General features: G+C 44.6%; 12 protein-coding genes. 10 read left to right on the forward strand and 2 right to left on the reverse strand.

Translation table 11 applies throughout. The features are described from left to right. From IT291_00685 to IT291_00730, 10 genes are all read left to right on the forward strand, one after another. Nucleotides 1-608 (forward strand): HAD family hydrolase (locus IT291_00685; protein ID MCC6219736.1); only part of this gene is annotated, 608 nt, incomplete at its 5' end. Between the two features lie 18 nt (nt 609-626). After that, nucleotides 627-1646 (forward strand): lipopolysaccharide heptosyltransferase II, encoded by a 1020-nt coding sequence (gene waaF / locus IT291_00690; GenBank protein MCC6219737.1) that lies wholly within the window; start codon nt 627-629, stop codon nt 1644-1646. A 1-nt stretch (nt 1647) separates the two neighbouring features. Beyond that, nucleotides 1648-2490, forward strand: coding sequence for a hypothetical protein (locus tag IT291_00695; protein MCC6219738.1), 843 nt, complete (start codon nt 1648-1650; stop codon nt 2488-2490). Nucleotides 2491-2513: 23 nt separating this feature from the next. After that, nucleotides 2514-3602, forward strand: coding sequence for a glycosyltransferase family 9 protein (locus IT291_00700; protein ID MCC6219739.1), 1089 nt, complete (start codon nt 2514-2516; stop codon nt 3600-3602). Beyond that, nucleotides 3589-4308, forward strand: coding sequence for a glycosyltransferase family 2 protein (locus tag IT291_00705; protein ID MCC6219740.1), 720 nt, complete (start codon nt 3589-3591; stop codon nt 4306-4308). Before IT291_00700 ends, IT291_00705 begins: the two co-directional genes overlap by 14 nt. Nucleotides 4309-4373: 65 nt before the next feature. Continuing rightward, entirely contained in the window at nt 4374-5234 is an 861-nt protein-coding gene (locus IT291_00710) for a glycosyltransferase family 2 protein (protein MCC6219741.1), read from the forward strand. Beyond that, complete coding sequence (locus tag IT291_00715) at nt 5218-6243, forward strand: bifunctional hydroxymethylpyrimidine kinase/phosphomethylpyrimidine kinase (GenBank protein MCC6219742.1); 1026 nt, start codon at nt 5218-5220, stop codon at nt 6241-6243. The genes IT291_00710 and IT291_00715 overlap by 17 nt, the downstream gene beginning before the upstream one ends. After that, nucleotides 6243-7139: a YicC family protein gene (locus tag IT291_00720; protein ID MCC6219743.1), complete on the forward strand. Its 897-nt coding sequence runs from the start codon at nt 6243-6245 to the stop codon at nt 7137-7139. The genes IT291_00715 and IT291_00720 overlap by 1 nt, the downstream gene beginning before the upstream one ends. 11 nt (nt 7140-7150) lie before the next feature. Beyond that, on the forward strand, nt 7151-7786 hold the full coding sequence (gene gmk, locus IT291_00725; GenBank protein ID MCC6219744.1) for a guanylate kinase: 636 nt from the start codon (nt 7151-7153) through the stop codon (nt 7784-7786). A 420-nt stretch (nt 7787-8206) separates the two neighbouring features. After that, nucleotides 8207-9376: an ATP-binding protein gene (locus tag IT291_00730; GenBank protein ID MCC6219745.1), complete on the forward strand. Its 1170-nt coding sequence runs from the start codon at nt 8207-8209 to the stop codon at nt 9374-9376. A gap of 122 nt (nt 9377-9498) precedes the next feature. Here the strand turns inward: IT291_00730 and IT291_00735 are convergent, their stop codons facing one another. Together IT291_00735 and IT291_00740 are read right to left on the reverse strand one after the other, a co-directional pair. Continuing rightward, nucleotides 9499-10578: a PD40 domain-containing protein gene (locus tag IT291_00735; protein MCC6219746.1), complete on the reverse strand. Its 1080-nt coding sequence runs from the start codon at nt 10576-10578 to the stop codon at nt 9499-9501. A gap of 366 nt (nt 10579-10944) precedes the next feature. Then, nucleotides 10945-11238 (reverse strand): hypothetical protein, encoded by a 294-nt coding sequence (locus IT291_00740; protein MCC6219747.1) that lies wholly within the window; start codon nt 11236-11238, stop codon nt 10945-10947. Nucleotides 11239-11490: the final 252 nt, after the last annotated feature.

Raw genomic sequence — 11490 nt, forward strand, 5'->3', positions numbered from 1 at the left:
AAATCGCTATGAAGGACGTTTCGGTGGTATTTTTGGATCGCGATGGCACTATTAACGTGGACGTGGGCCATTTGCGCATGCCTTCAGAGCTGGTGCTAATTAGAGGTGCGGCTACTGCAATTTCGCTTTTAAAAAAAGCGGGCTATGTACTATTAGTTGTTTCCAATCAGTCGGCAGTAGCTCGCGGCATGTGCAGCGAAGAAGACGTAAAAGTAGTAAATCAAACGCTTTTAAATATGCTCCTACGCGAACATCCAGAGGCACGCCTCGATGATTTCTTTTTCTGCCCACACCATCCGGAGGATAATTGTAACTGTAGGAAACCACGCACCGGCATGGCCGAGCAAGCAAGGACTAAATGGAATTTTATCAGCCATAACTGTTGGGTAATAGGAGATCACGTTTCCGATCTTGAATTTGGAAAAGCTATAGGCATTCCAACGAAACAAAGAATCTTACTAGAAACTGGTCACGGCGCTAGTCAATACGAACGACGAGTAGAGCTCTCGTCTTCTGCCAATCCACAAGAAGCGTTGCATATAATTTACAAAAAAGATTTACTAGATGCAGTGAAGTTCCTCCTCACACAAAAGCGAAATGTGCGCTAAAACCGTCTAAGTTAAACAATGAAAATCCTCTTAGTGCAAACGGGCTTTATTGGAGACGTCATTCTTTCTACCGCAGTAATTGCTAACATTAGCTATATTTACCCAGAGGCTAAAATCACTTTGCTCACTACCCCTATAGCAGCAGAATTAGTAAAACACGACAACGCACTTCACTGCACAATCGCCTTTGACAAACGCGGAAAAGATAGTGGGTTTAGGGGGCTATTTAGAATGGCTAGAAAACTAAAATTAGAGTCCTTTGACATAGCTTTTAGCCTGCACAAGTCGTTTAGAACCTCGCTTCTCCTCTACCTTGCAGGTATCCCCTTACGCTATGGTTTTATGGCCGCTGCTGGAAAAATGCTTTACTCATCTACCGCTCGACGAGAGGATTTAACACACGAAGTACTTCGCAATCTCGCCATATTTAGGAATATCGCTCTTGAGCCTAGTAATTTAGACACAGATTTAAGAATCGATATTCCAGAAGAAGTTAAAAAAGAAGCTCGAGAAATCTTAAAACCCGCTAGCGCTAAAAAGCTAATCGGCTTAGCCCCTGGTAGCGCCTGGCGCACTAAACAATGGACTCCAGAGGGATACTCTAATGTGGCTAAAGAGTTATCTAGCTTGGGGCACAGCATTGTATTAATAGGCGGGCCGGAAGATAAGGAGATTGGAGCAATAATAGAAAACAATACTAAGGGAAGAGCTCTTAACTTAATTGGCAAGACATCTTTAATTCTCTCTGCCGCTATTATTTCCGAGCTCGACTTGTTAATTTCTAACGACAGTGCACCAGTTCACATCGCTTCTGCTCTTAAAGTGCCGGTGGTAGTTGTTTATTGTGCTACGGTGGAGGATTTCGGCTTTGGCCCATGGAACGTAAGCTCAAAATGCTTAGGAGTAAAAACCCTCGCATGTCGACCTTGTGGATTGCACGGCGCAAACACCTGCCCAGTGGGAACATATGCCTGCAAAGTGGATCTAACGCCAGAGTCTGTAATTGCGGCGGCGAGGCTTCTAATGGATAATGGCTAACATGACTGAGTTAAAAATAAAACGCTCTTCCATCTACGTCCACCGCGAACATTCGCCGGAAAATATTGGTTTTTCGGTTTTTAGCAGTAATTCTAGCTATGCGTTAGTAAATGCGGTTTACGCAGAACGACTCGCAGTGGACGAAATCCTTAGCTGGACCACTCAATCGCCCATCTCCGCATGCTGCGAGGAAAATGGCTTAGTTAGAACTGGCAGAACCGAGGTGAGAAGAAAAACTCTAGGAAACGAAAGTATCGTCATCAGGCGCTTTATGCGAGGAGGTTTGTTAGCCGAGCGATTTCTAGGGAATCGCTTTTTTTTGTGTCCCTCTCGAACTCTAGCAGAAACTCGACCAATTGCTGAATTACTAGTTCTCTCGATTCTCTTTCAGGCGGGCTTGAACGTTCCACTGCCAGTCGCAGCCGTTTCTACACGTATCGGCGACGAAAACGCAGTTTGCTTGCGCCATTTCTATCGAGCGGCAATAGCTACTCGTGAGGTCGCTAGCAGCGAGAATTTGCTTGCGCACTGGGAAAACATTAAAAATCGCCCCGATAAGAGCTGGGACGAGTTTGGGCTAGCATGCCGCAAGGCGGGAATTCAGGCTAGAAAGATGCTTTTAGCGGGAGTTTTTCATAGCGATCTACATGTTGGAAACGCCATAGTAGATGCTCATGGCGAAGTGCACTTAATCGATTTCGATCGTGCAGTAGTGCTCAAATCTCCTGCAGAACGCGTAAAATTTGGCGAACGACTGCTTAGTCGATGGGATCGCTCAGTGCTGAAACACGGCATTACATCTCTCGCCATAGAAGAGTTTGCGCGCGGTTTAGAGGCTTTCTAGCATGCAGCGAAGATGAGAGCGCCGTGAACTACAAACAGCGGACTAAAATCTTAATTATTCTTCTAGGAGCTATTGGCGATGTGACTCGTGCCTTGCCTCTTGCGGTCAGGATTAGGCGCTATTTTAAAAATGCAGAGCTCTTTTGGGCGGTGGAGCCAAAATCCTATCCAGTAATTAGAAACCATGCGGCAATAGAAAAAACAATAGTCTTTGATAGGCCAAAAGGTTTTTTTGCTTATTTATCCTTTTTAAAACAGCTTCGTGCCGAGAAGTTTGACATAGTGTTGGATTTGCAGCGGCATTTTAAGAGTGGAGTTACGAGTCGTGCTACTGGAGCAAAAAGGCGAATTGGCTTTAGTCGTGCTAATTCAAAGGAATTTAATTGGCTCTTTAACAATGAATTTATTCCGGCGGTTGACAACTTTTCGCCGAAAATTCTTCACTACCAGCTATTTGGCGACGCACTTAGATTACCTGCACTTAATCCACTGGAATTTGGTTTAAAACCTTCTAGGGATGAAGTCACTGAAATGGAGAAACGCCTCGTTTCTTATCTCGGGCAAGCGGGCCTAGAATTGGCAAACGCACAAACACGCCTTGCGCTAATAGTTGGCTCTTCTTGGCCAAGCCGATTTTGGAGTGCGGAGCACTATAGAGAATTGATTGAGAAAATGTTTAAGCGATGGAAACTAGTATCATTCATTGTGGGTGGCCCTTCGGAAGAAGAGTTTGCAAAACAAATCTTTAGTAACGTATCGACTCTCCCCGCTGTGAATTTGGTAGGAAAATTAAAGCTAGAAGAATTGGCGACTTTTTTTTCCAGCGTGGGTTATGCATTTGGTTCGGATTCTGGCCCCATGCACATCGCCGCGGCCGTCGGCATACCAGTAATTTCTATATGGGGTGCGACTAGTCCAGCGCGCTCGGCGCCTTATAATAATGAAAAATATGTAATTAAATCTGACCTAAAATGCTCTCCTTGCTACAAAAGAGAGTGTCCCGGTTTAGGCATGGCTTGCATGCTTGAGCTTTGTCCAGATATAGTGCTGGCGCAGTTTGAAAAGCTTATAGAAAAAGACGAAAGAGGGAAAAACGCAAATGAGCGAAATTGAACTCAGTTGGGAGCGAGCACCTAAGGGGCTTTCGGTAATTATTCCAGTATATAACGAGAAAACTTCTATCGCAGAGGTCATTGCGAGGGTAAAAAAAATTAATCTCGCTAGGCAAATCATCGTCGTCGACGATGGTTCCAGCGACGGAACAAGAGAGGTTCTCGAAAACCTCGGGGCACAGGATAATCTCACTATTAAATATCACAAAAAAAATGCGGGAAAAGGCGCTGCTATTAGGACAGGGCTTGCCGAAGTCACTGGAGACATTATTTTAATTCAAGATGCGGATTTTGAGTACGACCCAAGGGATTACTATAAGTTATTAGCTCCTATTTTAGAGGGCCTTGCTGATGTGGTTTTCGGCTCGCGTTTTTTGGGGGGACCCCATCGAGTGCTTTTCTTTTGGCACTATGTAATAAACCGCTTGCTAACGTTCTTATCTAATATGCTCACCAATTTGAATTTAACTGACATGGAAGTTGGCTACAAAGTTTTCAAAAGAGAAATTCTGCAGGGGATTGTAATTAAGTCGGATCGCTTTAACTTCGAGCCAGAGATAACTGCCAAGGTTGCCAAAAAAAGGGCTCGCATTTACGAGGTGCCCATTAGCTATGCTGGTCGCACGTATGAGGAAGGAAAAAAGATAGGAGTCCGCGATGGATTGGAAGCCTTGTGGACGATTTTTAAATATAGATTTGTGGATTAAATTCTTAGGCCATATTCAGCGTATTCGCTGGATTGCTGTAGGGTATTTTTGTGTCAAACATGTCGGTGAACGATAAAGCATCTGCCGTTAGCACTAATCGAGCGCAAGCTGACAGAGTGCCAATTTCGGCCTTTGTAATTACGTATAACGAAGAGGATCACATTACGGCTTGTCTTAGTAGTTTAGACTTCTGCGATGAAGTAATAGTGATAGACTCGTTTTCCACCGACAACACCGTTAATATCGCCAAAAGCTTAGGGGCTAAAGTAATTCAGCGAAAGTGGCCAGGATACAGAGATCAAAAGGCATTTGGCCTTGAATCTGTTAGTAACGAGTGGGTATTAAATTTGGATGCTGACGAATGCGTTTCTGAGGAGCTTAGGGAGCGCATCTTAGAAATTCTCGGCAGAGAAAAGGCGGGGGACTTATCTAGTCTCTCGATAAATGGATACTACATTAATCGCGTGGTTCACTATTTGGGACGTTGGTGGAGGCGAGGAGGTTGGTATCCAGAATACCGCTTGCGGCTTTTTCGCAAGTCTCAAACCAAATGGGGCGGAAGCGACCCTCATGAAAAGCCAATAGTTAGCGGCCCAACTGCTCGAATTGGGGGCGAAATATATCATTATACCTACAGGAATATGGATGAGCAGTTCGAGCGACTGCACCGCTTTTCAAGCATTGCTGCAAAGGACGAATTTTTGAAGGGCAGAAGATGCTCCATAGCCTCCCTATTGCTGAACCCCATCTTGCGAACGCTAAAGTTTTATGTGCTAAAACGGGGATTTCGCGAAGGCAAAGCGGGCTTTATCATAGCCGTGACTGAGGGGTATTATACATTCATGAAATATGCAAAACTCTGGGAGCATGAGTTTAATCAATTGGCGCAAAAATACGAGAAGCCCATCAATGAAGAACGACGATAATTCTCGATTACTTTCTATTATCAAACAGTTTAAAGACGTCCCCATTGTAGTGGCGGGAGATCTAATTTTAGATCATTACATTTGGGGAAAAGTAGACCGCATTTCTCCAGAGGCACCCGTAGTAGTGGTGAAAGTAACGGAAGAGAGCAAGCGACCTGGCGGAGCTGGTAACGTCGCAAACAATTTGGTGAGTTTAGGCGCAAAAGTTGCGATTTGCGGCGTAGTTGGAGACGATGAGAATGGTCGTGCGCTCTTATCTATGTTTGGCGATGCTGGTGTAGACACCGAGGGAATTTTAGTAGATCGCACCCGCCCTACTTCCGTAAAAACGCGCGTTATTGCGCATGCCCAGCAGGTCGTAAGAGTAGATAGAGAAGAAACTCATGTGCTTAGCCCTGCTTACGCCGAAGGTGTAAGCGGCGTGTTGAGGTCAAAGTTTAGAGAAGCTAAGGGCATAATCATTTCGGATTACGGAAAAGGCACTATGTGTGCGCCTGTCTTTGATTGCATTCGAAGTGGTTACGAGCAGGGTTTTTTAGGTTTTGGCAAGGTGCCAGTATTGATAGATCCAAAAATGCGCAATTTTTCGCTTTATTCTAGGGCAACGGTAATTAAGCCCAATCGCAGCGAAGCACAAGAGGCTAGTTCTATTCCTATAGCTAACAGGCAGCAGGCTATAGAGGCGGCAAAAGTTTTGCTGCAAAAGTGGAATTGCGAAATGGTGTTAATCACTTTAGGCGAAGAGGGCATGGCTCTCGTTTCTACCGCAGGCGGCAAAGAAGTCGAAGCTATAGAGAGCGATACTTTAGCTCGCGAGGTCTACGATGTGTCTGGTGCTGGGGATACGGTATCGGCTGTTTTTCTGTTGGCCCTGGCGGTAAATGCCAGTTTGCGCGACGCAGCGTGGCTTGCAAACATTGCTGCCGGAATTGTCGTTCGCGAGATAGGAACAGTTGCCGTTTCGCACGAGGAGCTAGGCGGCGAAGTGGAGAGATTGGGAGAAGTCTAATGCCAGCGCTAAGCATGACGGGTTTTGGCAAAGGTTCTGCCGCTTTAGGCAATACGCAAATTGACGTAGAAATTCGCACGGTAAATCATCGCTTTTTGGACATTTCTTGCAAACTACCATCGCTTTATTCTTCCTACGAAAATGACATGGTTGCCAAAACCAGATCTCTCTTAAAGCGCGGCAAGGTCGACATTGCAGTCGCGCGCAATTTTTCCAATAAATGCCGACAAGAACTAAAATTGAACCAAGAGCTTTTCTTAGCTTACTGGAAAGCTTTTCATGATGCTTGCAAAATAGCAAACGTTAAATCCCCTGCTTCCATTAGCGCCGAAGCGGTGCTTTCCATATTATCGCGCCGAGACGTATTGGACGTCTCAGCTATTGAATTGAACCCCGAAGAAGAAAGAGGTGCGCTCTTTTATGCACTTGAATCCGCCCTTAAAGGAGTATGCGAGATGCGATCCAAAGAGGGAGAAGGTCTCACGAAGGAGATCTTGAACTTAACCGAGCAACTGGAGGACGTCGTTAAAAAGTTATCCCAGTTAGCTCAGGTAGCCCCGCAAGATTACAAAGAGCGACTCACCTTGCGCTTGTCGAAGATTTTACCAGATAACGTCGAAATCGATCCATCCAGATTAGCTCAGGAAGTAGCTATACTGGCAGATAAGATAGACATTCAAGAAGAACTTGCTCGTTTGATGATACATCTAAAGCAATTTGAAGTTCTCTTCAGTCAAGATGCCACTGGAAGAAAATTAGATTTTTTGATTCAGGAAATGGGACGGGAGATAAACACCAGTGGTTCTAAAGCACAAAATAGCAGTATTCAGATATTAGTGGTTGAGGCTAAGGCCATTTTAGAGAAGGTCCGCGAGCAAGTTCAGAATATAGAGTGAGTTTTACATTGATGTCTGAGGAATCTCCTATTTTCGAGCCATTGTTGTTTTGTTTCTGCGGCCCTACTGCTAGTGGGAAGTCTACCATCTGTAGAGCTCTCCTCCCCCAAGTGGCCAAGCTGAGACTTTCTATTTCTACTACGACGAGAGATCCGCGTCCCAATGAAAGAAACGAAGTCGACTATTACTTTGTCAGCCAGGAGCAATTTCACACACTCATCGAGTCACAGTCCTTCTTGGAACATGCTTCTTATAATAATCGCTATTACGGCACGGAGAAAAAAAATATCGATTTCTGCATCGATACGAAATCGGATTTGCTACTCGACATCGAAGTTCAAGGGGTTAGCCAGCTAAAGGAAAAATTCAAGACTAACCTCGTCACCGTTTTTGTCTTTCCCCGGACGATGACCGAACTAAAAAAGCGCTTAGCGAACCGCGCCACCGAAACTCCAGAGCAAATCGCTCGACGATTGGAGATAGCTGAAAAGGAGCTCGATGTCCTAATGAGCAAGGGCTTTTCCGACTATTTCATCCTTAACGATGATCTAAATCGCGCAGTCCTCGATGCCGAAGCAATCATTAGAGCCGAGAGACTTAAACTCAGTCGCCTATCGAGCCGCGATAAATCGGCGCTGCGCCAGTGAGCCGTGCCCCATCCCCAAAGACTTAACCTCGGAGTGTCTTTGTATTACCTAACCAACCTACTTTTGGGTTTTCTACTCTTAATGGTTGCGACTGCTTCACGACTAATTACTCCTTTTGCCTAAACGCTATTCCAAGCTCTGGGGTCATTATCGAAAATTTTTGCAACGCTATTCTTACTATTTCACGTCAACGATCTGGCCCAATAGAAAATGTGAGTGGTCTTAGGATATTAAAATGCATAACTTTAAGTAAGTTATAGTAGCACAGGGGCTCCGAGGGTACGTTATGGGGTAAGTTATGTAAGTTATGGGGCCTCCGTGTTAACTTAATTGACTTAAAATCACTGCTAGCTGCCATCACCAGTCTTTTTGATTAACTTTATCCTTGCAATTGCGGAATGTTGTGCCATAATTACAAGGATGATCCAAAGACATGTTAGTAAATTACTACTAAATTATCTAGAGCAGTTTCCAGCTGTGGTTTTGTTGGGGCCGCGACAGGTGGGGAAAACCACTTTGTCGCTCGCTGTAGCGGAAGGCAGGAAAAGCGTCTATCTTGATCTTGAACGACCTGAGGATCAAAAAAAGCTTAGCGATGCTGCTCTTTACCTTTCAGCACATGAAGACAAGATGGTCATTCTCGATGAGGTGCAAAGAGCGCCGGGGCTCTTTCAGACACTTCGCGGCGTAATAGATCAGGGTCGAAGAAGTGGCAAAAAATACGGGCGATTTCTGCTTTTGGGTTCAGCCTCGGTCGAGTTAATAAAACAGACGGGTGAAACCTTGGCCGGACGAGTTGCTTATCTTGAGTTACCCATCTTAAATGTTCTAGAAATTGAGCAATCGCTGAGTAATGAGCTCTGGCTAAGAGGTGGTTTTCCCGATAGCTTTTTAGCCTCTAGCGACGCTTCGAGTTTGGCTTGGCGCCAAAATTTTATTCGTACCTATCTCGAAAGAGATATTCCTCAACTTGGCCCGAGGATCCCCGCAGAAACGATGAGACGGTTTTGGACAATGCTGGCCCATTCTCAGGGCTCACTCCTAAATTCAGCAGAGCTCGGCCGCAGTCTTGCAATAGATGGCAAGTCCATAACTCGATATCTCGATCTAATGGTAGATTTACTTTTGGTGCGTAGGCTCCAACCATTCTACGCCAACATAAATAAGCGCTTGGTAAAATCTCCCAAAGTTTATGTGCGTGACTCCGGACTAACTCATGCCTTGTTAGGCGTTAAAGACTTTGACACCCTACTTGGACATCCCGTAATTGGGGCTAGCTGGGAAGGATTTGTAATTGAGACATTGCTAAATGTTTTACCTGCAAGCTTTCTTCCTTTCTTCTACCGCACAGCCGCCGGCGCCGAAATTGATCTAGTCCTAGAACTAAGTCCAAATAAGCACTTCGCAATCGAGATAAAGCGTGGACTCTCGCCAAAATTAGAAAAGGGCTTTTATAATGCGATTTCTGATTTAGAACCAGAGCGCGCCTTTGTCGTTTACTCAGGAGAAGAGCGATACCCACTGGGCCAAAATATCGAAGTAATTGGCTTAAAAGAAATGGCAAATTTACTTGCAAACCATCAAGGCTAATTTCATCACAAATGAATCTTTCGCATTCCATCGGCTTGATCTGCAGTTAAAAAGCAAACTGAATCACTAGCCTCTGCATTAATTATAACTATAAATAGCGCGAGTTTTTTGCAAACCGCTAGCTATTTATTAGCCCAGTCTGGCTGCCTCTCTTCCCCCCAGAAAGTTTCGCTAATAAAGCGCCGCATGTATGGCCTTTCAATAAAGTTTGGTATCAGATACTGGAACAGATGGTTATTAACGTATCTGTCGGGATCCGCACTTATTTCTTGCATCAGCGGTTTTCGATCATACGCTAGTGGAACATTGCTACCGGTCTCAACTTCAATTACCTTTATTCTCTCACAGGTGCCCTTATCGGCTGGCGAGGCAGAATACGCGATGTAGTTACCACAAGGAGACCAACAGATATCAGTATCAGCTCCCGCATTTGTGGTAAGCTGACGAAGATTAGTCCCATCAGCATTTACAACGTGAATATCTCCATCTTGCTCTAAGGCCAAAAGCTCCTTTATGGCGGCATCAATAGATGCGCGACTCTTGGTGTCTAGCGATTGCTTAATTTTACGTAGCTTCTCGAGATAATCCTCTTCACTTCTTCCATTGCGATGTGAGACGAAGGCAATTTTTTGCTCATTAGGCGAATAAACAGGACAGTAGTCTCTCGCTCCGTGTCTACATACCTTGGTCGCTAACTTAGTAGCTAAGTCATATTGCCAAATTTCTGTGTCTCGGTGCGAGAATGGAATCTGTGAATCTGGGTCGGTGGATGCAAATAGAACCTTTTTACCATCGCGCGACAGCATGGGTTCTGTCTCGTGACCATCTCGACGAAGCAAAATCTGATGAGTTGCTGCTTTTAGGTCGTAGACGCAAATGTGAAACTCATCATTATTTTCAGCATTAGCAACAAAAACAACTTTTTCACCGTCGGCCGACCACGATGGATGTTGGCAATGGATATTAGTGGTTAGCCGCTGTTTCTGAGAGCCATCGCGATTCATTACACATAGGGATGCAATGAAATCCGGCCCAGTAGAAATAAACGCAATTTTCGTCCCATCTGGCGACCATTTAGGTTGATCATTTAAGCCCATACCAGACGTGAGCTGAATTAACTCGCGAGACTGAAGATCTAACTTCCAAATGTCAAAATCAGTGCTCTTTCCTGACGCAAATACTAAACTTCCCTCTAAGCCCATTTGTTTATCCTCGCTATTATCCCTGTTCAGATCCAAAAATATCCGAGTCTACTAGCCACTACCAGCGCGTAGAGCTAAATTTACAAAGCTCTTAGGCTCTATAAATTAAAAAGCAGCAAAGAGAAAGGGTTTTGAGTCCTAATGAGCTAAAGACATGATTTTATTCCTTATCTCACTTCACCCAAAAAACTAACCTCGGAGCCTCTGTGCGCGCATTCATATTGTGACCGAGCATTTATCGTTATTAGCAACATAAATATAGCGAACGAGCGACTGATTCCGCTATTTCCAGCAATAATTGCTGCAAAGCCGAGCTATACCGCCTGATTTTCCACCTAAATTATAGTCTCACTAACAAGTCAGCAGCTAGCAACAGCACAGAGAGGGAGGTCGATAAGAATTTCTGCTGCTCTTTTTAGTCGTCTTAGGAGCACTGCCCGGTTTCTGCGCCAAAAGTTCCTTGCGAGTTAAAAACGTATGCCCTTGCTTTTTTAATTCGGCTACCTTCTCTACCCTTCGCCTCTCAAGCTCTGCATACATCTTCTTGATATATTCCTCATGAGACATACCTTCTGTGCCTGGGAGCCTAGAATATTTTAGAGTGTATTCTTTGGTGTAATCGCTTATTTCAAGCTTTTGAATTATCCCGCTTAGCAGCATTGTAACGAGCCTAACCAACCTACTTTTGGGTTTTCGACTCTTAATGGTTGTGACTGCTTCACGACTAATAACTCCTTTGCTTAAATCCTCTTTCAAGCTCTGGAGTCATTATCGAAAATTTTGGCAGCGCTGTTCTTACTATTTCACCTTAACTAGCTCGGTGGTTAGAAAATATGTGTGGTTTTAGGATATTAAAATGTATAACTTTAAGTAAGTTATATTAACACAGGGGCTCCGAGGATAATTTGTGGG

This window comes from Deltaproteobacteria bacterium (assembly GCA_020845775.1).
In the GTDB taxonomy this organism is placed as follows: domain Bacteria; phylum Bdellovibrionota_C; class UBA2361; order SZUA-149; family JADLFC01; genus JADLFC01.